The following is a 25,568-nucleotide window of genomic DNA, read 5'->3' on the forward strand; positions in this document are numbered from 1 at the left end:
CGACCGGCGTTAATGTAAACTATGTTAGTTGGGTGTAAATAACTAGAGACGTGAAATATCACGTCTCTAGTTATAGTTTGTTATATGAAATCCTTTTTATCTTTTACCAGGTCATACAGCAGTTCGCGGGCTCTGTGAAGTTGTGCCTTTACGGTACCCAGAGGAGCTTGTAATTCTTCCGCTATTTCTTCATAAGACAATTCTCTGAAATACCGCAGGTTCACCAATGTCTGATATTTGGGAGGCAGCTTGGTTATAATTAGCTGCATAATTTCTACCTTCTGGCTTTTAATAGCTTCTTCCTGTGGATTCAGATTTATATCTTTAATGTCCATGCCCACATCGTCGCCATTATCGTCGCGGAAAGAAGAACTGATACTGGTAGTTTCGAGCTTTTTTTTCCGGATAAAATCAATACAATTGTTGGTAGCAATTCTGAAAAGCCAGGTACTGAAGGTATAGTCTTTCTTGAATTTGTGCAGGCTTTTAAAAGCTTTAGCAAAGGCCTCTATGGTTAAATCTTCCGCATCATCTACATTCCTGACCATTTTCAGGATGGTGTGATATAACGGTTTTTTGTATCGCTTCATTAATTCAGCATAAGCCTTCTGATCTCCCTCTTCTTTGGCAAGGTCAATCAATTTAAAATCTTGAAGAGCTTTATCTGAAAATTGTTTGTCTAATTCCATCTTACCTGTTTTGAAATAGAAACGGATGAACCTATAATGATGTAATAAATAGTATATAAAAGATCAAAAATAGGAATAAAAAACCACTTTATCGTAGTATCTATCTTTTTTGCTATATTCTGTAACATCCATAGTTGGGTAGAAGTTCTGATTAAAAATCCGGCCAGTACCCATGGGATATACTCGTTAGAGAAAAGCAATATAAAGAATGTAAACCAGAACATCATTTGTGATAATGACATCAGGCCCAGCATCACTTTATTACGGAAAGTATAATGTTTTCCTACCGACAAATGCCTTCTTTTCTGCCTGTACCAGGAGAGAAAGGTTGTTTTTGGAACTGAAACCACATGTGCTTGCTTTTCAATACAGATGGCCACATTTTTTGGGGTGGCTACTTCGCTTACGAACAAGTCGTCGTCGCCACCCAATACATTCAAATGTGAATGAAAGCCTTTATTGGATATAAATAAAGATTTCGTGTAAGCCAGATTTCTGCCTACTCCCATATAAGGCAAGCCTGCCAATGTAAAAGAAAAATACTGTGCTGCCGTATAAAAGGTTTCATATCTGATCATAAAATTTAATAAGCCTTTATGATACACATAAGGCGAATACCCTAGAATAACTTGTTTCTCGGCAGAAAACTTTTGCTGCATCTGGCTGATCCAGTCGATGGACTGGGGCATACAATCGGCATCGGTTAGCAGAATAATATCGTATTGAGCAGCTTTTATTCCTAAGCTGAGGGCATATTTCTTCGGCGTAATATGATCAGGTGTCTCATTAATACGAACCAGCCGCATCTGCGCATGTTTGAATGATTCAAACAATAGAAAATCGTAGCATTCATCGTTAGACCTATCATCTACAATAATTAGTTCGAAAACCGGGTAATTCTGCTCTAACAACCTGGGGATAAGCTTTTTCAAATTTTCCAGCTCGTTCCAGCCACAGACAATTACCGATACGCCAGGTTTCTTTAAAGAATCAGATGGGGCAGCAGGTGCCTGCTTATAGAATGCAAGCCGGGAAAAAATACTTGCCCAGTATAAAAGTTGAACGGCTACACTTGCTATAAAGCTGTAGAGGATGATATGAATAAAAACGGTATAAATGTTCACAAATTAAGGAAGTTAAACTATTCTATACTTCAATATGGGTGCGTAAATATAAATTCAAAATTAGGAACAAGAATATGAAGAATAAGGCATAATTTTGTGCCTTTATACGGATGTAAGCTTGTACTCTATATGGTAGGCATAGATAAAAAAAGCAGGTTCATCCTGATAGGAATATATCTATTTACTCCGATTTTATACACCTTTATTTATAGTTAAAACTGTTCTTTAACAAAATAATTTCATAGGTTACCTAACAAATTCAACTTATGGAAATATTAGCTCTCAAAGATACAGTCTGGGAAGAATACGAATGAATTTTGACATACACGCAAAAGATACACATTGCAACGCACGAGCCGGTAGTATCACCACCGAACACGGTCTTATAGAAACACCTATCTTTATGCCGGTAGGCACAGCAGGTTCAGTAAAAGCGGTGCATCAGCGGGAATTAACAGACGATATACAAGCACACATTATTCTGGGAAATACCTACCACTTATACTTAAGACCCGGGTTAGATGTACTTAATAAAGCTGGCGGTTTGCACCAATTCAATAGCTGGCAAAAACCTATTTTAACCGATAGCGGAGGCTACCAGGTATATTCCTTATCCGGCACACGCAAAATAAAGGAAGAAGGGGTTACGTTCAAATCGCATATAGACGGATCTACGCATCATTTTTCACCAGAGTATGTAATGGATATTCAGCGCATTATCGGGGCAGATATTATAATGGCTTTTGATGAATGTACCCCCTACCCTTGCGAATTCAGCTATGCCCGCAAATCGATGGAGATGACCCACCGCTGGCTGAAACGCTGCTGCGACCGCTTTGATAGCACAAGCCCGGAATATGGCTATAGCCAGACTTTGTTTCCAATTGTACAAGGCAGTACCTTTAAAGATTTACGTAAGCAGTCGGCTGAGGTTATTGCTTCTTTTGAACGGGAAGGCAATGCAATTGGCGGCTTATCGGTAGGAGAACCGGCTGAACTGATGTATGAGATGACAGAACTGGTTTGTGGTATATTACCTGCGCATAAACCCCGTTATCTAATGGGAGTAGGCACACCTGCCAACATTCTGGAAGCCATTGCTTTGGGTATAGATATGTTTGACTGTGTAATGCCAACCAGAAATGCAAGAAATGGCATGCTTTTTACTACACAAGGCATTATTAATATCAAGAACGAAAAGTGGAAAAAGGACTTTAGTCCGATTGATGAAATGCTGGGAGGGTACGTAAGTACAGCCTACTCAAAGGCATATTTGCGGCATCTGGTGATAAGCGGCGAATACCTGGCTGCCCAGATTGCCAGTGTACATAATCTCACGTTTTATTTGTGGCTCGTAAAGCAGGCCCGTCAACAGATTATAGCGGGAAATTATGCAGCCTGGAAAAACAAGATGGTTCAACAAGTGATGCAACGGTTATGAAAATTCTGGATTTATATATTCTGAAAAAATTCCTGTCCACTTTTTTGTTTGTGGTGCTCATCCTGGTTGCCATTATCGTAGTAATAGATTTTACAGAGAAAAACGATGATTTTATTAAACGGAAAGCCCCTACAGAAGCCGTTATCTACGATTATTACTTAAATTTTATACCATACATAGCCAATTTACTGAGTCCAATTACGGTATTTATTGCCACCGTGTTTGTCACCGCACAACTTGCCTCCCGCACAGAGGTAATTGCCATTTTAAGCAGCGGGGTCAGTTTTATGCGGTTTATGGTGCCATATGTAGTAGGTGCCATAATCATTGGGTTGGTTATCTTTCTCTTCTCGGGGTGGGTTATTCCTAATTCTAACAAAGTACGGGTTAATTTTGAACGGCAGTACCTGAAAGACCCTTATTACAACGATTCCAGAGATATCCATAAGAAAATAGCTCCTCACACCTATGTATATCTGCGTACCTACGATGTAACCAATGATGTTGGCTACCAGTTTACGATGGAAAAAATAGTAGATACCAAGCTGCTAGAAAAGCTGGAATCCCAACGGATAGAGTGGAAGCCTAAGCAAGAAAAGTGGCTGATCCGGAACTACAAACTCCGCACCTTTGATGGCATGAAAGAAACCATTTCCTATGGTGATACTTTAGATACCTTAATTAACCTGCATCCAAAGGTTTTCGGCAACAATTATATGCTGTACGAAACCTTTACCCTTAACGAGCTGGAATCGTTTATTAACGAATTGAGAGAAAGCGGGGCAGACAATGTAGCCATTTACCAGATAGAGAAATACCTGCGGTTTACCAGTCCTTTTGCTATCATTATTCTGACCTTGATAGGTGTAATTGTTTCTGCCCGCAAAAGCCGGGGTGGTGTAGGTTTCCAGATTGCCTTTGGGTTCGTACTAGCTTTTGTCTATATACTATTCTTTATTATGAGCCGCGCCATTGCCCAAACTGGCTCCATGGACCCTTTGCTGGCTGTTTGGCTACCTAACATTATTTTTTCTGGTATTGGGCTGGTTATGTACCATACGGTTCCCCGGTAACTTTCTTGTTTTATCCTGTTTAGCTAACCTGCATTTACATCAGTCTACCTGCCACTATCTATGCCCGTTTTAAAAGATTATTTACAACTCCATTTTATTGTACTTATCTGGGGATTCACCGCCATTTTGGGTTTACTGATTTCCATACCCACCGTAGAACTTGTTTTCTTCCGCACGTTGCTGGCTGCACTACTATTAGGAGCTATGCTAATGCAAAAAAAAGAACAACTCTTTATTCAGAAAACAGATTTGATCCGTATGTTGCTGACTGGGGGGTTAATTGCGGCTCACTGGATACTGTTTTTTGGAGCAGCCAGAGTTTCTACTGCTTCTATCTGTCTGGCGGGCATGGCTACCGGCTCTCTCTGGACAAGTTTGCTGGAACCACTGATGCTTGGCCGGAGAATAAGCCTGCTGGAAATGGGCATTGGGGTGGTGGTAATTTTGGGCTTATATGTTATTTTTCATTTTGAATTTACCCATGCACTGGGTATTTGTATGGCTATCACATCCGCCTTGCTAGCCGCACTCTTCACGGTGATAAATGTGCAATTCAGCAGCAGATATTATGCGTATACGATCACTTTTTATGAAATGGTTGGAGCTTGTCTGGTTACAGGGATTTTTCTGCCTTTCTATCAGTGGTTTCTTGCCGACAATGGACAACTACACTTAACGCCCAGCTTAAATGACTGGTTCTATATTGCCATACTTGCTTTCGTATGCACGGTATATGCCTATTCAGTAGCCGTGCAACTGATGAAAAAATTCTCAGCGTTTGCCATTAACTTAACTGTGAACCTGGAGCCGGTGTATGGAATAGTGTTAGCTTTTTTGTTTTTTGGCGATTCTGAAAAAATGACCCCAGGTTTTTACCTGGGGACACTTATCATACTCTCAGCTGTATTACTTTATCCGGTTTTAAAAAATTATCTGGCCAAGAGAAAATCTTACCGTTTAGCGAAACCCACCAGATAAGGTCTGCCGGTTAATATTCATCTGGCATAATAAACACCAAGATAAGATAAACAATACCTGGTGCACCCACCCCCAAGACCGCTGCAACAGCAAAAGCTACACGTACAAGGGTAGCATCTACATTCATATATTCGGCAATGCCTCCGCAAACACCGGTCAACATGCGGTTAGTCTGCGAACGTTTCAGTTTCTTTGTCATACATTTACTTTTTTAATTATGTCTGTTCCTACGTATATCCCTTGTGCTACTATAATCAATCAGCTCTACGTACATTAAAATTACTCACTTTTTACAGGGATTTCTACAACAATGTGATTATCTCCTATATATTGTTCTATTACAAAATTCTGCAATAGTAACCCTCTTTCCTGCGCATAATTCAGCAAGCTTGCCCGTATCTTATCAGGCGAAGGAGCTACCAGATAGTGAGATTTTATAGTGGCTTGTGCTGCCTTATCGGCAGGAATATATTTATAGATATACTTATCAGGCAAAACAGTAGCCGAATCTTTTACAACTACACCTACAAAAGCCTCTACTTCTCCTTTTTCTGCGTTAGGTATATCCACATACAAGGCAGCCAGAGTACCGGGCAGTTTGTTCTGCTGATGATAGATACGGGTTTGCTCAAACAGCTTCAGCAACCCTTCGTTAGAGGCCATCCCTTTAAAAGCAACACCAGCCATTAGATAGCCAGAGACCGGTTGGGTAGTAAATTGTGGCTTTGTTAAACCTCCTAGTGTTATGTAGGTTATAATACCTCCGATAAGCAATAAGGAAGCACTGATGAGAATAATTTTACGCATAAAATAAAAGCATATGTATCCATATGCAAACTACTCATAAATATGCTTCTATTGTGAACTATAAAGGCTTATTCGATAATCCGGCTGCTTAACCGCATTAATTCTATTTCAGCTAATTTTGCATTGAATTCCGCTTCTATCAAGCGGCTTTCCGTAGCAACCGCATTCCGCTGCACCTCGCGCAGTTCCAGGGGTGTAGATACGCCCAGGCGGTATCTTTCCAGGGCAATATCAATGTTTTGACGGGCAACTTCCAGGTTTTGTTTTTCCAGGTTTACGAGAGTCAAGCTGTTTGTATAGTCCGTATAAGCCCTTTGTATTTCGGCTTCCAGTTGTACCTGTAAAGCTTCCAGCTGATAATTGCTAATATCCTGCTGAACCTTGGCATTTTGCACCCGCCGGTTTATATCAAATCCGTTTAAAATAGGCATGGTCAATCTGGCTCCATAGGTATAGCCGTTATTCCGGTTACTTAAGGCAAAACCTGCCGCCGCTTCCGTTCTGGAATAAGTATAATCACCTGTCAGGTTGAGGGTTGGAAATCGTTCTGCCCGGATAGCCCGGGTATCTAAATACGCAATATTTTTATTTCGCTGGGCTAATAGTAAGTTAGGATTCCGCTGAAGGGCAGAGGCACGTAACGTTCCAAGGTCTATGTTTTCATCCACAATAATGGTATCTGTTACCACAAATTCGACATTGGGTTCTCTGCCCAAAAACTCATTAAATGTAATTTTAGCTTTTTGTAATTCTTGTTCCTGCAAAATTAACGCAGCTTTATCTGTATTATAATCTACTTGTGCAGCCAGATAATTTAACTTGGAACCTGATCCTACCTCATACTGGGCTTGTGCCAGATCCAGGCGTTGTTGCGATATTTTCAGGGCATCCAGAAAGGCACTTACCCGTTCCTGCCGTTGTATGATGTCATAATAGGAATTACTTACCAGGGCTACAGAATTTTCTATATCAATCTGGGCACTTTCTTCACCGGCAGCTTTTAATTCTCTTAACTGGTCGTACGCAACAAACATGCGAAGTCCATCAAAGATAGTCCAGTTAAATAAGGCAGATGCAGAAAGTCTGTTCGATTTTCCATTATCTACTTCTCTTACATCCCCATTAAATGAAACCTGGCGGGTATCACTAACGGAGTTGGTTCGTAAAGCATCCAGATTTATGGTAGGAAGAAAATTTGCATACCCGTAACTAAAATTGTTCGCTGCAAACTGCTTTTGATTTTGAGCAATCTTTATGGAATAGTTTTTTTCTAATGCCAGCTGAACTGCATTTTCAATAGTGAGAGTATCTACAGGTGATGCGTTCTGTGCTTTACAAAAAAATGGAACAGATAATAAAAGAGATACGATAAAAATGTTTTTTATCATAATTGATTAAAACGTTAGGTTGTGTATGCAAAATTGTAATAAAAACGGTTGAATAAGAAGCTTAGCCCTTTACTTATTCAACCGTTTTTATCTGGCTATAAATATTCAGTATGCTTAATTAAACAGTTGCGCTTTCCAGTTCTCGTACCTCTGCTGGCGTTTCTTCTTTTGCTTTGGTTTTACCAGAGATATAGGTGTACAAAGCTGGAATGACATACAGCGTAAGAATCAAAGAGAACATTAACCCGCCAATAATAGCAATACCAATCGGCATCCGGCTTTTTGAAGCAGCGCCTAACGCCAGGGCAATAGGCAACGCACCCAGTACAGTAGCTAAGCTGGTCATTAAAATTGGACGAAGCCTTTGGGTAGCAGCATCTACTACGGCATCCATTACCTGTAAACCTTCTTCTTTTCGCTGGTTGGCAAACTCCACAATTAAAATACCATTTTTGGTTACAATACCAATCAACACAATGATCCCGATCTGGCTAAAGATGTTTAAGGTCTGCCCGAATAGCCACAGGGATAATACTGCTCCAGCCAAAGCTAATGGCACCGTAAACATAATAATCAACGGATCAGTAAAACTTTCGAACTGCGCTGAAAGAATGAGATAAATTAATGCTAATGCAAGCAGGAAGGCAAAAAGCAAGCTGCTGGAGCTTTCTGCAAACTCTTTGGATGTACCCGCCAGACTGGTTGAGAAAGTATCGTCCAGTACTTCATCGGCAATTCTATCCATGGCTTCTATACCTTGGCCTAACGTAAGTCCTGGAGCCGGAGAAGCAGAAACTGTAGCAGAAACATAGCGGTTATACCGGAATAATTGTGGCGGACTGCTCTGGTCGCTTAACCGTACTACGTTATCTAGTTTAATTAAGCCGCCTCTGTCATTCTTAACATATACGGAACTTAAGTCTACGGGCGCATCTCGGCTTACCCGGTTAGCCTGGCCTATTACCTGGTATTGCTTTCCATCTTTATAAAAATATCCGAAACGCTGGCCGCTATAGTATAATTGTAACGTTTCAGCAATATCCAATACAGATACACCCAGAATTCTGGCACGTTCACGGTCTATTTCTATACTTAGCTCTGGCTTGTTGAACTTCAGATTTAAATCTACTACCTGGAAGCTGGGATCTGCCTGCGCCCGGTCCATAAACTTGGGTATGATTTCCTTTAGCTTTTCAAAATTGGGTGCCTGAATAACAAACTGAACGGGTAAACCGGAGCCTCTACCGCCACCAATAGTCTGCTCTTGCACCACAAATGTGCGGGCAAAATTAAACTGCCTGGTAATGGCTCCTAATTTGTCAGCTAATTGCTGCTGGGTTACTTCCCGTTTGGTAGGGTCTACCAATGTTACTCTGACAAACCCACTGTTTACAGCTGCGGCTCCTCCAAACCCTGGCGCAGTTACCGATAGTATGGACTCTTTCACATCCATAGTATCTACTACCTCAATTATTTTACCTATGTATTGCTCCATCAACTCATACGAAGTGCCTTCCGGAGCAGTAGCCTGAATGTTCAGGCGGCTTTTATCTTCCAGGGGAGCAAGCTCGGAAGGAAGCTGAGAGCCAATGCCGACGACAATGCCCAGTGAAACAACCATGATGACAATAGCCACCCACCGATAGCGCATAAACGTCTGCAACGACCGGTTGTACCCTTCTGTCATATTCACAAAGAATTTTTCGGTGATGTGGTAAAACTTACTTTCGCTTTTTTTCTTTTTCAGGAATCTGGCACTCATCATGGGTGTAAGTGTCAAGGAAACAAACGCGGAAATAATTACCGAACCGGCTACTACTACGCCAAACTCCCGGAATAACCTTCCGGTAATCCCTTGCAGAAATATAATAGGCAGGAATACAGCTGCCAGCGTAATGGTTGTAGAGATAATCGCAAAAATAATTTCCTGTGAACCTTTATGCCCGGCTTCCTTTGGGTTCATGCCTCCCTCTATCTTCGAATAAATATTTTCCAACACCACAATCGCATCATCTACTACCAGACCGGTTGCCAGTACTATACCTAGCAGAGTCAAAATATTAATAGAGAAACCGGCAATGTACATGATGAAAAAAGTCCCGATCAGCGAGATTGGTATAGCCAGTACAGGAATTAGCGTAGTTCGCCAGTCTCTGAGGAACAAGAAAATTACCAACACTACCAGTCCAAAAGCTATCAGAATCGTTTCTTCTACTTCCGTGATGGCCTTACGTATATTAACTGTGGTATCCAGGGCCATGCCTAACTGGAGATCTTTTGGTAGTTCCTTTTTTATCTGGTCTACCCGTTTGTAAAACTCATCGGCAATAGCAATGTAGTTAGCGCCTGGCTGAGGGGTTACGGCTACACCTACCATAGGGATACCTCCGTTTCCTCGTAAAAGGGTCCGTTCGTTCTCTGGAGAGAGTACAGCCCGGCCAATATCACTGAAGCGGACAATAGATCCTTCTGTTTCTTTAATGATCATGTCGTTAAATTCTTGCTCAGTCCGTAGGCGGCCTAGTGTCCGAACACTCAGCTCTGTGCCGTATCCTTCAATTCTTCCGGAAGGAAGTTCTACATTCTGCCTGATCAAAGCATTCCGTACATCCAGTGGCGCCAGCTGATAAGCCGCTAATTTATCGGGGTCCATCAGCAAACGCATGGCGTATTTTTTCTCTCCCCATATCCGGATTTCGCTTATCCCGGGAATAGTTTGCAGTCTTTCTTTAAATACGTTGTTGGCTATTTCAGAAAGTTCCAGTAAGGTGCGGCTATCGCTTTGTACAGTAAGAGATAAAATGGTTTCGGCATTTGCATCTGCTTTGGATACAATGGGTGGGTCCGCATCTTGAGGCAAGTTTCGTTGTGCACGGGATACCCGGTCGCGTACGTCATTGGCAGCTGCCTCCAGGTCTACTTCCAGGTCAAATTCTACCGTAATACTGCTCCGGCCATCGCTGCTTTGAGAAGTTAACGCACTAATCCCGGCAATACCATTGATCGATTCCTCTAAGGGCTCTGTAATCTGGGACTCAATAATATCTGCATTGGCCCCTGTATAGTTGGTTTGCACCGTAACAATGGGTGGGTCTACGCTGGGATATTCTCTTACACCTAAAGCTGTAAATCCGATAACCCCGAAAAGTACAAGCACAATAGAAAAGACAGTGGCCAGTACCGGACGGTTGATGCTGAGTGAAGAAATATTCATATGGTATAATTTATTTTACTCTGATATACTGGAGATCTGGTTATTTTTGGCTGCTTCTGCAGCAGACAAGTCTCTTACTTTTACTTGCGTACTATCTTTTAGCTGCAATAACCCAGTTACAATTAAACTATCGTTGGATTGTACACCTTTAGTTATCTGAATTGCTCTTTCGGTACGTAATCCGGTTTCTACCGGCGACGATATAGCGCGGCCATTCTTATATAAGAATACCTTTTGTCCTTGAAGTTCAGGAATTAAGGCTTCTGTGGGAATCATAATGGCATTATCAATAGTTTCCAGGGTAAGTTCCACTCTGGCAAAAGCCCCTGGAAATAATTCTCCGTCCGGATTTGGACTGATAGCCCGTATACGTACAGAACGGGTGGCCAGGTCTATTTTAGGTTCTACGGCATATACGGTACCTTCGTACTGTTTATCTCTGCCGGTAATGCTAAAGGCAATTTTACTTCCCGGCTTTACCTGAGCTGCATACTTTTCTGATATAGAAAACTCAACTTTTACCTTGTCAATATCCTGCATAAAGGCAATCTGAGAGGTTGGCGATACATAGCTTCCTTCGCTGATATAGCGCAAACCAATGATACCACTGAAAGGCGCTCTAATTGAATACTTGTCTATCACTGCATCCAGCTGCTGCAACTCTGCCCGGATCGTATTAAGCTGTGTAAGAGAAATATCATATTCCTGCTGACTAATAGCTTCTTTTTCTAACAGACGTTTTTGACGGAATTCCTGATCTTCATTCAGTTTTATATTATACTGAAGCCTTTTCAGCTGAGCTTGCTGTTCTTCATCATTAATGCGGACAAGAACCTGTCCTTTCTTTACGCGGTCGCCTTCCTTAAAAAAAATCCGGCTCACTTTACCTGAAATCTCGCTACGGAGTTCTACTTCCTCATTGGCTAAGATGGTACCTGTAGATTGAATTTTATTGTCTAGTTTTTCTGATTTCACCACAATCACATCCACAGCTACGTTCCCTGCACCCGGACCGCCTTTTCCTCCTGCACTTGCACCTGCACCGGTGGCCGCTTGCCCTTTCGGGTCAGTTTTGTTGTCGGCCTTCAAAAAATCCATACGGGGCAGTGCGATGATTAACACACCTACTACGATCACTACTACTATTAGGCCCCTTTTTACTGACTTATTCATCTACTTTGCAATTAAAAAATCTAGCTTTTACTGTTATTTTATACTGTTGTTATCTAACTTTTTGGGTTATTCTGCCGCATCCCCTACAGACACGTTAGCCGACTGCTGTTCTGATTCACCTACCTTCTGGTATACGACAAAAAGATCTTCAGCAGGCAGTTCGGACATATTTATGTATATCTTTTCCAGATACTGGAAGAATTGCTGCTTCTGCTCTTCTGTAAAATTCTGCAAAGCACTTGCTTCTACATCTGCCAGCGTTTGTTTGATCAGGGGAAGCTCCTTCTTCGCCTTTTCAGTAAGAATCAAAAAATGTTCTCGCCGGTCTTTAGTATTTACTCTTCTTTGCAGATAGCCTTTTCCAGTCAGATAATCTATAATTCTAACCATCGACACTTTACTTGTTTTAAAGTAGTCGGAAAGCTTTTGCTGCGTAATCGTCTCCTTCGATTGCTCCACAGCCACCAATACTCTGAAATATTTATCCAGATCAATATGAGACATCTTTTTTACGGTAGCACCAGCAAAACACTTAGTAAGTAAACTAAAGTAAAGTCCTAAGGGAGCCGTACCACTTTGCCACTTTTCTTTATCCATTAATTAACTAACTGCCATGGGTCATAAATAGTTTACATCGTAAATAGTTTACACTGTAAACTATTTGGCCAGAATAAAACAGGCTTCCTGCTAATCTGCTTTACTTGCTTTCTCCTACTATCAGGCAGGAAAATCATCAGCAGATGTACATTGGTATTGTTAATTACCAGTAAATAATATGCAAATTATAACTTTTGTTGCCTGAACTCTACAAATTTTAGACTGTTGGGCAGAATCTTTCGACACTTCGGCAAATTGCCTGCTCAAAAGCAGGAACTTTCAGCAGAGTACAAGTGCACAGTACATAAAGATGGCCGCCCCGGAAAGTAATAATGGATAAGGATTGATAGAAAAGTCTGAAGATAGGCAAGGCATTAGAGGATAGCCAATGAATCGTATAAGCGTATTTTTTAGTAGCAGGTATTACAGCTATTTTATTCTTCTTCATCCAGTTCATCAACAAAACTGTCGTCTTCATCTTCGATTAAATCTACCTCCTCGTCGTGGTCAACATGTTTTTGTCTGTCGAGTTCTGTTAATCCTTCTTCCCAGGTATCTTCTTCATCATAATCCTCTGCATCTGGCATGTCTTCCGGTTGCAGATAAATAGTTCTGGTATGCAGTTGCTTATAAGCTAAAGCGCATAGTACTAAAGCCAGTTGAATGTTTGCTTTCATAGGTTAGTTAGTGGTAATGGGTTAGGCGGAGTAATGCTATTTGTAAAATAAGGGAATACTACCCTCAACGTTAATTCCAGCGATGCAGTTGTTTAATTAATTAGTTACTCTAGTAAGCTGCATAATATTTTGTTGAGCAGATAAACGAGAGAACTTAACTGTATATGTCATTAGAAAATTAAACAAAATAGCCGCTCATGTGGTATACTCCATAAGAGGCATGCTATAGCAGAAAATGACTATATGACATACTATAACCGAAGCAATATAAATGAATATGACAAATTAACATAGAATGCATAGCTATAGAAGGTTTCTGTCTCTGGTATGTTAATTGTATAACTAGATGTGTAACCTAAAACAGAAAATCATGGAATTTATAAAAGATAATAATATGTGGCGGGGTTTTCTTAAGCAAATCGACTTAATGAACACGCTGAATGGCGGTGTAAGCATGGCCTCTATGAACATGGAAGAAACCGAAAATAGCTTAGTTATTACTGTTTCTGCCCCTGGTGTTAGTCCTGAATCATTCAATATATTCATAGATCATAGTAAGTTAATTGTGTTTTCTACTATCCCAGGCAGGCATCCGGAAGAGGAATCAGAGCTTCCATTACAGGTACCTATGTTCTATAAAACCTTTGACATCCCGTATTTTGTAGATGGCAACAACATAGATGCAGTATATGAAGAAGGTGTATTACAAGTAACGCTGCCTTACCGCCAGAAACGGACGAGTCTACAAAGAAAAATAGATATTAAACATTCATAACTGTTTACCTCGGTAAACGTAAAATTACAGGGCTGTAGAGCCCTTTTTTTTTGCCTACGCAAGAGACTTACCAGCAGATATACTAAAGTTCTGTAATTTTCTGTTTATCATATCAAAACTACCTGCTGCTCTGAAAAATAGGCAAAAAGTGTACTGTTCGTTTTGCCATCGTACAAAGCAAGACAGTTCTACCTATTTCCGGTTATTATATGTGCGGAGAAAAGGATTTGCCGTTTAATAGATTGTACCTAACATGTAGAAGATTACCTATGGCTAGTATGCGATATTTGTTACTTCTCTTGCTGCTTTCATGTCTTTCTTTGAGCCAATCTGCTACACAGGCTCAAACGGTGTTAAGCTTTCCTCAAAAAAGGCAATACGCATTAGACCTACTTGAAAAATATGACCCGGAAGGCTGGTATGTAGTTAACAAGATGAACGAACTGTCCTACAACAATCATTTCGACCGGTATGCTGAAGGCCATACCAAGAAAAATGTACGCGATGCATTAGGCACCATTGTACATGAGTTAAATCATGGGTATAGTGCTCTTATGGCCTGGAAAATACGCCCCAGAGAGCGGGACCAATATGCCTGTTATTACATTGGCGATACCACACACATTCTCGTAAAATACACGCCGGTATTCTTAACTGAGGAGATTGGTAAAGAAATACGCCCGGAACTCCATACCTTCCGGTTTGATACCTACATCTATAACCCGAAAGAAAAGATACAGATCACGTCCAATGTTTTAGGGATTTATGGCTTACTCGACGAATGGAATGCCTATTACCACGGCACCAAAACAGATGTATATATGTACAAGTGGTATGAGGAGAACAGTAAAAACACCGTAGACGACTGGCGTAACTACTTTTCTACGGTAGGGAGTGTCATTAATGCTTATGTGGAATTTAAATTTTACTGCCTTACTTACCTGCTGCATGCCCAGAAATACAAGCCGGATGTATACCAGGGTATTATTAATAACCCGGAATTTATTGAGGTATTTATGATTGTAGATCAGAAATATGGTAACCTAGTAAATGAATACCTAAACATAAAGAAGAATATTTTAAAGAAGTTGCAAAATAAAGGAGTAAAAGTAAGCGAAGATGAAGAATGGATATTTATGAACGGCGAAGGTACCGGCAATTTTATTAATGAATACAAAGTATTGAGCCGGGAAATAGAAAAGCCACCCTACCAGGGTATGCTCAAAAACCTGGAACAAGTTGCACAGGCAAGCAGGAACAAGTAAGTTTAAAAATGAGGAAGTTTGAGAATGGGAAAGTAAACTGAAGCTTACTGTAAAATGCACATTAATTTATTTATATGTAATGGTTTCATCATAAATTGCTCTTATAGACTTATCATGCTTACTAAATTATATTAAATTTCAACAACTGGTATATTCTACAACAATTCTATTTCAACTAAAAGACGAGCTTATCTCATTTCCAAATTTCCACATCTTCTCATTTTCAACCTAACTTGTTTGTTCGTTTTTGTTTGCAAATGTTAGCTTTTTACACTACATTTACCAGACAAACACACCTCACGTATGAACCAATCTGACAGACTTAAATCCCTCCGCCGCAAAGCCGGACTTAATCAGCAGCAAGTAGCCGCCTATATTGGCAAATCCCGTTCAAGACTAGCCATTTACGAAACCCAACCCTCCCTACAAATTCCGTATCCTGTTCTTCAGAAACTGGCAGATTTGTATAAATCTACGCCTGAATTTATTGAACAAGGTCTGGAAACTCCCCGGATGGCACCCGAAACAACAGACAAAGTAAGTGGCAAAAATGTCCGTCCGTTGGTTGTTACTGTAGACAGCACCGGCAAAGAAAACATTTTGTTTGTACCGGTGAAAGCCAGAGCCGGATACTTGTTAGGCTATGGAGATCCGGAATACATACAATCCTTATATGCCTGCTCTATGCCTGGTTTTACCAACGGTACCTTCCGTATCTTTGAAGTAGAAGGCTACAGCATGACCAATACCTTGCAACCGGGAGATATGGTGATTACCAGATATGTAGAAAACTGGAACAATCTGAGCAACGACAATGTATATGTAATAGTAGCCAAAAACGGAATCTGCATTAAGCGTATACAAAATGTAATAGATAAAGCGGCAGGTATTGTTATTCAATCAGATAATCCGGAATTTGCGACAGATTTTATTCCGGTTGAAGATATTCTGGAGATTTGGGAAGCCAGAGCCCTGGTATCTAAATCAGTCTCCCGTAAGCCAAGCGATGTAATTTTTGAATTAAACACCCTTAAATCCAGATTTGAACACCTTACCAGTAAAAAACCTGCTTAAAGTACTTGCTACGTTAAACCCTAAAAAAATTAGAAAATACTATTATGCCAGCTTCGTACCTGTATTGGTAAGTATGGCTCTGATCATGCAGTCTTGCTTGCTGGCAAAAATAGACCGGACACCTTATCACCAAACAGATTTTTATCAGCAATTTCAGCAGCAGATAAATGAAGTAAATACTGACTCTTTATATACCAAAACCGACACCATCCAGGCGGGCTGGGCAAAAGTTAATATTACCCCTGATGAACCTGTAGCAATGGCTGGCTATGGTAACCGGTGGGGCAAAAAATATGTTTCCGTGCATGACTCATTATGGGTTAGAGCTTTTGTGTTCGACAACGGGTATCAAAAAGCCGTGCTACTCACCATGGATATGTTAATTGTACCACCTGAAGTAACCGAAGCGTTGGAGAAACGGCTGCCAGAAATCGGTTTTACCATCAATCAAACCTATCTGACGGCCACGCATACCCATTACGGATATGGAGGCTGGGCAAAAAAACTGGTAGGCAATATCATAGCCGGCAAATACCGCGATAAATTAGTAAACCAGTTAATCAGCCGCATTCTTTCTGCTATTCAGCAGGCAGAGGCTCGTAAGCAAAAAGCTAGTTTTGGCTTTGCCCAGTACCACGCCGGCGAACTGGTATACCACCGCATTAGTAAACAAGGCAATATAGATCCCTGGTTGCGGGTGTTCCTTATCCGGCAGCAATCTGGGGCCACAGCCGTAATTACTTCCTTTGCCGCCCATGCTACCAGCCTGCCGTCTCGTCAATATATTCTGTCCAGAGATTATCCTGGTGCCTTGGTAGATTCCTTAGAAAAGCACCCGGATATAGATTTTGCAGCTTTTTGTGCAGGTGGTGTAGGTAGCCATAGTACTGGTGGAGAAGGAGAACATTTTGAGAAAATTGGCAATGTAGCAGCTGCCCTTTCCCAGAAAATCACTTATAACCTGCCTGCCATTTCTACACAATACCATCAGAAACTGGCAAGTGTACATATGCCTTTGCCGCTCCGTAAACCACAATGGCGTATCTCTGAAAACTGGCGGCTGCGCCCGTGGGTATTTTATGGATTATATGGCAACTACCCCTCTTCTTTAACAGGCTTACGCATTGGAGATGTCACCTGGATTGGCACCCCTTGCGACTTTGCCGGAGAAATGATGCCTGCTATTGAAAAAAAAACCAATCAACAGCTTATTATTACTAGTTTTAATGGAGGATACATTGGCTATATTACCTCAGATACCTATTACGATGTAGACCATTACGAAACCAGGACCATGAACTGGTTCGGTCCGGAGAACGGGGCTTATTTTATTGAAGCAATCAGCCGGCTGGCCAATAAACTTTAAAAATTTATAAAATATTTTTGCAGATTATGTTTTTCATCCTACCTTTGCCACACCAAATTTTAAAGCAGTCCTAATTGACCTATGGTGTAACGGTAGCACTACAGATTTTGGTTCTGTCTGTCTAGGTTCGAATCCTGGTAGGTCAACAAAAAGCCCTTAATTCACGAAATTAAGGGCTTTTTGCTTATATGCTACTAAAGCTTCTACTCAACTCCTCTTCTTTTAAAATTTTACCAAATGGTTCTTTTCTAATTTCTTTGCTTTCTAAATCTTTGCGTACTCTTCTTAAAAAGTTTTTGAAATCCATATTCATAGTTAATTGATTGTTTGTATCCCAATCCAATTCTGGCCTGGCTTTAGCAGGAAATAGAACTTTTGATGAAGTAGATTCCTCAACATCCAACTCAATAATGCCAATACCGAAGGACGTTGAAAGACGAGATAATTCGCTTGAAAATCTTCATTTCTTGCTATTCCAGCAGCTACAATACAGGTCTCAGTTGAGCGGGAAAAATTGGAATTTCATTACTAGAAAAGATTGCTTTACCCTTACTTTTATGTAAAATTGCAGGCTAACAGATAAACAGTTAATGGCTCTCACATTGATGAAACATATAAAATGAGAGAAATTTCCTGTACATAACTCAACTTCTGAATGCATACAATCGTCGTTTTTGGAGCTTCTGGGCAATTAGGGCAATGTTTGCAAAAGTTGGCCAGGGAGCAAAATCTAGAACAAATCAATTTTCTTTCCAGTCAGCAGGCCAACATTCTGGATGTAGATACTTTACAAAAGGTATTTGCTGAATACAAACCTGCTTATTGCATTAACTGTGCGGCCTACACAGCTGTAGACAAAGCAGAAGATGAAGCTGAGCAGGCCATGAAGCTGAACCGGGATGGGGTCAGTAACCTGAGCCGCTTATGTAGAGAACAGGATGCCACGCTTATCCATATTTCTACGGATTTTGTCTTTTCCGGCAGCCACCATTTGCCACTAACAGAATCCGAGGATACCCTACCTATCAATGTATATGGAGAGAGTAAACTAGCCGGAGAAAAGGCAGTGGTAGCACTAACCCAAAAACACTTCATTATTCGCACCAGTTGGCTATATTCTGAATATGGCAATAATTTTGTCAAAACCATGCTGCGGCTGGGCAAAGAACGCGAGCAGCTGAAAGTAATATGGGATCAGGTAGGCAGCCCTACCTATGCCATGGATTTGGCAACCTGTATTCTCTCCATCATCAAGAGCAAAACTTCCCAGTATGGCCTCTATCATTACAGCAACGAAGGGGTGGCTTCCTGGTACGATTTTGCCCAGGCTATTTTCGAGCTTAGCCGCATGGCCGTAAAAGTGACTCCGGTCCGCAGCGCTGAATACCTCACCAAAGCCAGACGGCCGGCCTACTCGGTGATGGATAAATCGAAAATCAAACGAACGCTGGGTATAGCTATCCCTTATTGGAAACATAGTTTGCAAACCTGTATCAACCGACTGTATATATCAACCGACGATAAATGAAAGGAATTATTCTGGCCGGCGGCTCAGGCACCCGCCTCTACCCCATTACCAAAGCCATCAGCAAACAACTGATGCCTATTTATGATAAGCCCATGATCTATTATCCCTTGTCGGTGCTGATGATGGCAGGTATCCGGGAGGTATTAATTATAACCACCCCGGAAGACAATCCGCAGTTTAAACGCTTATTAGGCGATGGCAGTCAGGTGGGCTGCCAGTTTTCATATGCCGTGCAGGAAAAACCCAATGGCTTAGCCCAGGCGTTTGTCATTGGCGAGCGCTTTGTGGATGCAGACAAAGTGGCCTTGGTGTTGGGAGACAACATTTTTTACGGGGTGGGCTTAGGCCGGCAATTGCAAACCTTAAATGGGGTGGAAGGCGGCTATGTCTTTGCCTATGAGGTATCTGATCCGGAGCGCTATGGGGTTGTAGAGTTTGATGAGGCAAGCAAAGCTATTTCCATCGAAGAAAAGCCGGCCAAGCCTAAATCGAATTTTGCTGTACCCGGACTTTATTTCTACGACAACCAGGTGATAGAAATTGCCAAAAACATCGCTCCATCGCCGAGAGGTGAGTATGAAATCACCGATGTCAATAAAGAATACCTGCGGCAAGGCAAGCTGAAAGTGGCTATTTTAGACCGGGGCACAGCCTGGCTGGATACAGGCACCTTTGATTCGCTGCACGATGCGAGTGAGTTTGTACGGGTGATTGAAAAAAGGCAGGGAGCCAAAATTGGTTCTATTGAAGAAGTAGCTTACCGGATGGGATTTATAGACGAAACCAAGCTTTTGAAACTAGCCGAAGAACTCTCCAAAAGCGGCTATGGCCAGTATCTGCGTAAAGTGTTGCAGCAAAAATAATCCTGACAGACAGTTCTTTTATCTAAAAGCCTCCGGCTGATACATAGCCGGAGGCTCTTGTGTTTTTATCAAGCATAAGCATTTTAACAAACCGTATTTTTACGTTGATACTAACCGAAGTAGATCAAACAGGCTATGAAGCATTCGGAAGTAAACGTTAGGCATAACTACCTGAATAATTTCCTACTGCGTTAGCTCTTTATACAGAACATATACATTCCTTTTTCACCTGGTATACGTTCTACTTCATCTCCTTTTTTTCCTGTCTGAGGGAGGTAAGGCTTTCCCACATGTCTTTTCATGAATGTAGAGGCGTATTTTTGTCACCATAGAAAATCAGACAAAACGTATGAAACCTTATTTCAATTCTCAGGCGCTTATACAAAGTACACGCCTCGAAATGGTAGATGCCTTGCGGGGCTTTGCTTTGCTGGGTATTATTCTGGCAAACATTCCCTATTCCCACGATCTGACAGAAGTATATACTAGCAACCGATCTATACTAGGGTCTGCCTATTGGGATAACCTGCTTAAAACAGCTACTGCCTTTTTTATAGATAAAAAATTTATTACCGTATTTTCTATGCTGTTTGGATTTGGATTTTCTATACAGGTAGATAGAATGGCTGAGAAGAACACTGATTTCCGCAAATACTTTATCCGGCGAATGTTATGGCTCCTGTTAATTGGATGTATCCATGGATACTTGTTATGGTTTGGAGACATTACTAGAGATTATGCCATCTGCGGCTTGCTGTTAGTGCTTATTTACAAATGGCCCATACGAAGGATTTTATGGGTAGGTTTATTACTGGCCATTCCTCTTACTGCCCTGGTATTTATCTTGAATGCGGCGCTGAACCTGCAGGAATACACGTATGATGTGTCTATTGTGCAGGAATTATATATTACAGAATCCTACTGGCGGTATTTAACCATTAATTTTACCATAGATCCATTAGTCAACTTTATACAGGACTCTCCTATTACATTGGTTTTCTGTTCAGGACAGATCTTATTAGGCTTCTGGCTAGGCCGGATCGGTTTTTTTGCCACACCTCAACTCTTCCGAAGCATGATTAATAAATGGATTTTGTTTGGTAGTACATTCGGCATCCTGAGCAGTGTCGGCTTCTGGGCAGTAACTACTGGCAGACTGGAGCTAGATGGGGCTTCTGTAGGCTTGATCTTTCTGATTGTAGGCGGCCTGGTATTGCAAAGCTTATGTTATATAGGTTTGTTTGTGAAAGCCTGGGAGAATAGCCGCCTGCAAAATATTTTGAAAATTTTTGTACCAGTTGGCCGGATGGCACTTACCAATTATTTGATGCAAACCATTTTTTACCTATTGCTCTTTTTTCACTGGCCGCATGGGTTGCAATTATATGGAAAAGTAACCATCACGGAAACGTATCTGATTGCCATGGCTGTGTATACCCTACAAGTCTTGTATAGCCATTGGTGGATGAAGCACTTTTCTCAGGGGCCAGTAGAAATGCTGTGGCGGAAGCTCGCTTATCAGGGGGTACCCGCACAACCTACGACACAACCTTATTAACTACTAGCGGCTTACCCATTCTTTAAAAAGCGGGGCTCTTTTCTGACTGACAACAACTGCCTCGTCTGCCTCAGGAAGCAGTGCTACTTCTAGCTTTCCATAGTCTAAAGTACTATAGTATTTACAGGCATGAAAACTAACTATCGTCTGGCGGTTTGCGCGGAAAAATTGCCCTTGGTCCAGTTGTGAAAAAATATCCTCCAGCGATTCGTCAATTAAATGGGTTTCGCCGGTAAAAGTCCGAAGGTAGCAGTATTCTTCTTTTTTATAAATATAAGCGATTTCTTCTACTGACAGTGGTATATTCCGGTGGCCTTTATTGATGATAAACACCTGCCGTTTCCGCTTAACAACAGGTGTTTCAATAAGGGGCTGCATCAAAGAAGTTGCATTGGCTGAAGCCAAAAAGACACCTTGCTGCTTCAGTAAATGATATTGGCGAAAAAAGTAATAAGTCAGGTAATAAGTATTGATCAGGATTATTAACAAAATACAAACAGGAAGCTCGTAGATATACCAGCTGGTAACGGACATCTGCTGCCCGAGAATATAGGTAAATTGCAAATACGTGAGCATATGTAATACAACCGATGGAATAAATACGGCTACTAACACTTGTAACCCTATGCGTTTTACCGGATGCTTTTCCCAGGGTACCCTGGCATCCAGGTACTGGGTAGCACGTGCAATCATCTCCCACACGATAAAAGCAATAAAGAATCCGGAGATAACATCTATATAATAGAACTTTTGCAGCAACAGGTAAAACAACGATTCTTCCCGGCCAAGTACTTCTATAAAATGTGTAGCAGCCAAAGAACCCACTATTCTCAGCCAACTATCGTTATACGAAAAGGTACTTGCGGAACCAGCAGACGGTTGAGAACTAGCAGCAGACAGGTGGCGCACTCTTTTTATTTTCTGCCATACATGTTGATAGCTAATTTTTTGTGGAAATACGTGTAGCATACCATTATCGGATTACAATGATAAAAAGCGGGTGGTGAAAATCTTATACTGCCATAGATGCTGAGTTTAGACTACTCGTTGCACCTTGACAAATATATTTATGATAGCAGCATTACAATGGCTTCAAACTTCCATCAAACTGATACATTTTGCCTTTTTCTGTCTGGATTGTAATTACCTGGTTGCCATAGCGGATGGTGCAGGGATTACCTAGTTTAGACAGAATGGTACACTTTGACAGCTTCCCTCCTTCCCAATCTATGTTCACCTCAAATCCACCCCGGGCGCAAAGGCCATGTATATACCCTTTCTGCCAGTCGGCCGGCAAGGCAGGTAAGAGCTGTATTTCCTTTGCATGGCTTTGCAACAGCATTTCAGTAATTCCGGCAGTAGCGCCAAAATTTCCATCAATCTGAAATGGTGGATGTGTATCAAATAGGTTCGGTAAGGTAGACTTGCCTAGCAATGCGAGTAAATTCTGGTAGGCTAATTCACCCTCTTGCAAACGGGCAAAAAAATTAATAATCCAGGCCCGGCTCCAGCCAGTATGGCCGCCTCCATGAGATAAGCGGTAATCGATGGTTTTGCGTGCTGCTTCCAGCAATTCCGGATTGGATTGTTTGGTAATTTGCCGGCCGGGGTGCAAGCCAAACAAATGGGAGATATGGCGGTGACCTTTCTCTGGCTCTTCAAACTCTTCAGTCCATTCCATAATGCGTCCATCACGGCCAATTTTAGTTGGAGCCAAACGGGAAAGTATATTTTCTAACCTGCGGCGGAAAGCAGCATCGGTATTTACTATTTTGCTTGCCTGAATACTATTACTCAATAAGTCCCGGATAATCATATGATCCATGGTTGGCCCCATCACCATGGTAGCAATTTCGCCATCTTTGGTTTTGAAGGTATTTTCCGGTGAAATAGATGGCCCAGACACCAGTTGCTTGGTTTGAGGATTTTCTACCAGCCATTCGGCACAAAACTGGGCTGCTTCTTTCATCACCGGATAGGCCAGGTCCTGCAGGTATTTTTTATCTTCCGTAAATAAATAGTGTTCCCATAAATGCTGTGCACTCCAGGCCATTCCCATGGGCCACATAGCCCACTGTGTTTGTCCGTAGGTTTCGCTGAAGTGCCAGGCATCGGTTGTAAAATGGGCTACGGTCCCGTTTAATCCATACATATCTTTAGCCGTTTTACGGGCATCTGGCCGCATATCATTTAAAAACTGAAGAAATGGCATATGCATCTCGGAGAGGTTGGTTACTTCGGCAGGCCAGTAATTCATTTGTATATTGATATTGATATGGTAATCTGCATCCCAGGGTGGATTTAACCCATCGGCCCAGATACCCTGTAGATTAGCCGGTAATCCACCCGGCCGGGAACTACTGATTAACAAATAGCGGCCAAACTGATAATATAGTTTTAATAAGTGCGGATCAGTATTGCCTTGCTTTATAGCTGCCACACGTGTATGGGTCGGAAAATAAATGGCCTGGCTTGTACCTAAATCAAAATCTACCCGCTTGAAGTATTGCTGATAATCTTTTGTATGTCTGTTCTTTAGCTCTTCATAATTTCGGCCTGCCGCAGCTGTCAACTGCTTGGTTGAGATTTCTGCCGGGTTGCTCCCCCAATAATCGGTAGCAGCCGTGATAAGTAAGGTAACCGCATTAGCTTTGTCAACGGTAATAGTCTCTCCGCTTATTTGTAGGCTTCCACCTTCATGTTGTACTTTTGCCCGGGCGACAAGTTGTACGCCTACTCCATTCCCAACGTGTTCACTCAGAGTAATTTCTCCATTGGCTGCCTTAATACTGGCTTTGTTTCCAGGCCTGCTTAGCTTCATAGTAAAGGTAAGGGCTCCGGGTTGATCTGCAGTCAACCGCACTACCATGGCCTGGTCTGGGGCACTGGAAAAAATTTCCCGAGTAAAAACTACTTTTCCTGCCCGGTAACTTACTTTAGCTACCGCTGTTTCCAGGTCTAGTTCCCGGTAGTAATCCGAAACGGCGGCATCTGCATAGCTGAAGTCCAGTTGAAGATCTCCTAATGTCTGATAGGTGCTATGCACTTTTTTGTCGCCCATCATCGTTTGCTGGGCTAGTTTCTGTGCTTCTGCATATTTTCCGGCAAATAGTAATGCACGTACTTCTTTCAAAGATCCCCTTGCCTGTGGGTTTACAAAATCAGACCGATTGCCAGTCCATACCGTTTCTTCGTTGAGTTGCAGCCGTTCTTTATCAGGATCGCCAAATAGCATAGCTCCCAGCCTTCCGTTGCCCACTGGTAACGCTTCATTCCAGGTACCGGCAGGATGTGTAAACCACAAAGCAAGTCCTTCTGGTTTTTGGGGTTGCGATTGAGCCTGGAAAGCTATAAGGGTGAGGCAACAAAGCAGCAGTGATGATATTTTTAGTAAAAAGTAGTAGCAGTGCATACACAATTGGCAAAGTAAAAACAGTATGGTTAGACAGGAAAGCCGCGGCAATGTATCCTGGGCAGTTTAAGTAATACTCTTAAGCACTAAAATTACCCTTTCTTATTTCAGATAAAACACTTCTGTTAAGGGAATAGCTACCGGTGAATGATCGGGATTGGTATCCATAATATCTGCCATGTATTTCCACCATTTTTTGACTGCCGGATGTTCTGGCAACTGGCTGCTTGTATGGCCCGGCTCCAGTTTCTGAACAGCAAACAGGGTTAATGTTTCTTCATCCAGAAAAATGGAATAGTCATGAATACCTGCTTCTTTTAATGCTTTTTCCAACTCTGGCCATAATGCATCGTGCCTTCTTTTGTATTCTTCCTCAAAGCCTTTTTTCAATTTCATTTTAAATGCATGCCGTATCATGGAGGTATTTAGGGTTTGTGCTTGGGTAAAATACGTTAAGTTTTTACAGAAAACAAAGCAATAAGCGCACAGCCTACAGCAACGTAAATTTGCAAATCCATTCCGCTACTAAAGAATATTTGTTATTTTACCAGCAGTAAATAATAGTT

23 protein-coding genes and 1 tRNA gene are annotated in these 25,568 nt (G+C 41.6%); 11 read left to right on the forward strand and 13 right to left on the reverse strand.

The features are described from left to right. Positions 1-80: 80 nt before the first annotated feature. Entirely contained in the window at positions 81-689 is a 609-nt protein-coding gene (locus Q0590_RS16110; protein ID WP_302038600.1) for an RNA polymerase sigma factor, read from the reverse strand. After that, on the reverse strand, positions 680-1,813 hold the full coding sequence (locus Q0590_RS16115; protein ID WP_302038601.1) for a glycosyltransferase: 1,134 nt from the start codon (positions 1,811-1,813) through the stop codon (positions 680-682). Before Q0590_RS16115 ends, Q0590_RS16110 begins: the two co-directional genes overlap by 10 nt. Positions 1,814-2,123: 310 nt before the next feature. Between Q0590_RS16115 and tgt the strand changes: the two genes are divergently transcribed. Genes tgt through Q0590_RS16130 form a run of 3 tightly spaced genes read left to right on the forward strand, consistent with a single transcriptional unit; the run spans position 2,124 to position 5,305 of the window. Further along, the gene (gene tgt / locus Q0590_RS16120; RefSeq protein WP_302038602.1) at positions 2,124-3,254 is read left to right on the forward strand and encodes a tRNA guanosine(34) transglycosylase Tgt; all 1,131 of its coding nucleotides are present in this window, start codon (positions 2,124-2,126) and stop codon (positions 3,252-3,254) included. Continuing rightward, a complete protein-coding gene (locus Q0590_RS16125; RefSeq protein WP_302038603.1) occupies positions 3,251-4,327 on the forward strand; it encodes an LptF/LptG family permease in 1,077 nt (358 codons plus the stop codon). The genes tgt and Q0590_RS16125 overlap by 4 nt, the downstream gene beginning before the upstream one ends. A gap of 60 nt (positions 4,328-4,387) precedes the next feature. Next, on the forward strand, positions 4,388-5,305 hold the full coding sequence (locus tag Q0590_RS16130) for a DMT family transporter (RefSeq protein WP_302038604.1): 918 nt from the start codon (positions 4,388-4,390) through the stop codon (positions 5,303-5,305). A gap of 10 nt (positions 5,306-5,315) precedes the next feature. Here the strand turns inward: Q0590_RS16130 and Q0590_RS16135 are convergent, their stop codons facing one another. The 7 genes from Q0590_RS16135 to Q0590_RS16165 all read right to left on the reverse strand — a co-directional run bounded on the left by Q0590_RS16135 (position 5,316) and on the right by Q0590_RS16165 (position 13,161). Continuing rightward, positions 5,316-5,504: a PspC domain-containing protein gene (locus Q0590_RS16135; protein WP_302038605.1), complete on the reverse strand. Its 189-nt coding sequence runs from the start codon at positions 5,502-5,504 to the stop codon at positions 5,316-5,318. 80 nt (positions 5,505-5,584) lie between these two features. Next, entirely contained in the window at positions 5,585-6,112 is a 528-nt protein-coding gene (locus Q0590_RS16140) for a hypothetical protein (RefSeq protein ID WP_302038606.1), read from the reverse strand. A 68-nt stretch (positions 6,113-6,180) separates the two neighbouring features. Further along, positions 6,181-7,500: a TolC family protein gene (locus Q0590_RS16145; protein WP_302038607.1), complete on the reverse strand. Its 1,320-nt coding sequence runs from the start codon at positions 7,498-7,500 to the stop codon at positions 6,181-6,183. A 118-nt stretch (positions 7,501-7,618) separates the two neighbouring features. Further along, the gene (locus Q0590_RS16150; RefSeq protein ID WP_302038608.1) at positions 7,619-10,714 is read right to left on the reverse strand and encodes an efflux RND transporter permease subunit; all 3,096 of its coding nucleotides are present in this window, start codon (positions 10,712-10,714) and stop codon (positions 7,619-7,621) included. 15 nt (positions 10,715-10,729) lie between these two features. Next, positions 10,730-11,887 carry an efflux RND transporter periplasmic adaptor subunit gene (locus Q0590_RS16155; RefSeq protein WP_302038609.1) on the reverse strand — a complete coding sequence of 386 codons (1,158 nt, stop codon included), beginning with the start codon at positions 11,885-11,887 and terminating at the stop codon, positions 10,730-10,732. Positions 11,888-11,953: 66 nt separating this feature from the next. Further along, positions 11,954-12,484, reverse strand: coding sequence for a MarR family winged helix-turn-helix transcriptional regulator (locus tag Q0590_RS16160; protein WP_302038610.1), 531 nt, complete (start codon positions 12,482-12,484; stop codon positions 11,954-11,956). Between the two features lie 434 nt (positions 12,485-12,918). Continuing rightward, positions 12,919-13,161, reverse strand: a complete 243-nt coding sequence (locus Q0590_RS16165; RefSeq protein WP_302038611.1) for a hypothetical protein — start codon at positions 13,159-13,161, stop codon at positions 12,919-12,921. 370 nt (positions 13,162-13,531) lie between these two features. Between Q0590_RS16165 and Q0590_RS16170 the strand changes: the two genes are divergently transcribed. From Q0590_RS16170 to Q0590_RS16190, 5 genes are all read left to right on the forward strand, one after another. Then, the gene (locus Q0590_RS16170) at positions 13,532-13,936 is read left to right on the forward strand and encodes an Hsp20/alpha crystallin family protein (protein WP_302038612.1); all 405 of its coding nucleotides are present in this window, start codon (positions 13,532-13,534) and stop codon (positions 13,934-13,936) included. A gap of 278 nt (positions 13,937-14,214) precedes the next feature. Further along, complete coding sequence (locus tag Q0590_RS16175; protein WP_302038613.1) at positions 14,215-15,201, forward strand: hypothetical protein; 987 nt, start codon at positions 14,215-14,217, stop codon at positions 15,199-15,201. Positions 15,202-15,504: 303 nt separating this feature from the next. Further along, complete coding sequence (locus Q0590_RS16180; protein WP_302038614.1) at positions 15,505-16,275, forward strand: LexA family transcriptional regulator; 771 nt, start codon at positions 15,505-15,507, stop codon at positions 16,273-16,275. Continuing rightward, on the forward strand, positions 16,244-17,641 hold the full coding sequence (locus Q0590_RS16185) for a neutral/alkaline non-lysosomal ceramidase N-terminal domain-containing protein (protein WP_302038615.1): 1,398 nt from the start codon (positions 16,244-16,246) through the stop codon (positions 17,639-17,641). The genes Q0590_RS16180 and Q0590_RS16185 overlap by 32 nt, the downstream gene beginning before the upstream one ends. A 75-nt stretch (positions 17,642-17,716) precedes the next feature. Beyond that, positions 17,717-17,787: transfer RNA gene (locus Q0590_RS16190), tRNA-Gln, on the forward strand. 38 nt (positions 17,788-17,825) lie between these two features. Here the strand turns inward: Q0590_RS16190 and Q0590_RS16195 are convergent. Continuing rightward, positions 17,826-18,044 carry a hypothetical protein gene (locus Q0590_RS16195; RefSeq protein WP_302038616.1) on the reverse strand — a complete coding sequence of 73 codons (219 nt, stop codon included), beginning with the start codon at positions 18,042-18,044 and terminating at the stop codon, positions 17,826-17,828. A gap of 252 nt (positions 18,045-18,296) precedes the next feature. On the opposite strand from Q0590_RS16195, the gene rfbD reads away from it, so the two are divergent. The 3 genes from rfbD to Q0590_RS16210 all read left to right on the forward strand — a co-directional run bounded on the left by rfbD (position 18,297) and on the right by Q0590_RS16210 (position 21,590). Further along, positions 18,297-19,169: a dTDP-4-dehydrorhamnose reductase gene (gene rfbD, locus Q0590_RS16200; protein WP_302038617.1), complete on the forward strand. Its 873-nt coding sequence runs from the start codon at positions 18,297-18,299 to the stop codon at positions 19,167-19,169. Next, complete coding sequence (rfbA, locus tag Q0590_RS16205; RefSeq protein ID WP_302038618.1) at positions 19,166-20,032, forward strand: glucose-1-phosphate thymidylyltransferase RfbA; 867 nt, start codon at positions 19,166-19,168, stop codon at positions 20,030-20,032. Before rfbD ends, rfbA begins: the two co-directional genes overlap by 4 nt. 349 nt (positions 20,033-20,381) lie before the next feature. Next, positions 20,382-21,590 (forward strand): DUF418 domain-containing protein, encoded by a 1,209-nt coding sequence (locus tag Q0590_RS16210; protein ID WP_302038619.1) that lies wholly within the window; start codon positions 20,382-20,384, stop codon positions 21,588-21,590. A gap of 3 nt (positions 21,591-21,593) precedes the next feature. On the opposite strand, the gene Q0590_RS16215 is transcribed toward Q0590_RS16210, so the two are convergent. The 3 genes from Q0590_RS16215 to rhaM all read right to left on the reverse strand — a co-directional run bounded on the left by Q0590_RS16215 (position 21,594) and on the right by rhaM (position 25,419). Next, the gene (locus Q0590_RS16215; protein ID WP_302038620.1) at positions 21,594-22,559 is read right to left on the reverse strand and encodes a LytR/AlgR family response regulator transcription factor; all 966 of its coding nucleotides are present in this window, start codon (positions 22,557-22,559) and stop codon (positions 21,594-21,596) included. Positions 22,560-22,671: 112 nt separating this feature from the next. After that, on the reverse strand, positions 22,672-25,002 hold the full coding sequence (locus Q0590_RS16220) for a glycoside hydrolase family 95 protein (RefSeq protein ID WP_302038621.1): 2,331 nt from the start codon (positions 25,000-25,002) through the stop codon (positions 22,672-22,674). 102 nt (positions 25,003-25,104) lie between these two features. After that, positions 25,105-25,419: an L-rhamnose mutarotase gene (gene rhaM, locus Q0590_RS16225; protein WP_302038622.1), complete on the reverse strand. Its 315-nt coding sequence runs from the start codon at positions 25,417-25,419 to the stop codon at positions 25,105-25,107. Positions 25,420-25,568 lie beyond the last annotated feature (149 nt).

This window comes from Rhodocytophaga aerolata (assembly GCF_030503435.1).
Classification (GTDB): Bacteria; Bacteroidota; Bacteroidia; order Cytophagales; family 172606-1; genus Rhodocytophaga; species Rhodocytophaga aerolata.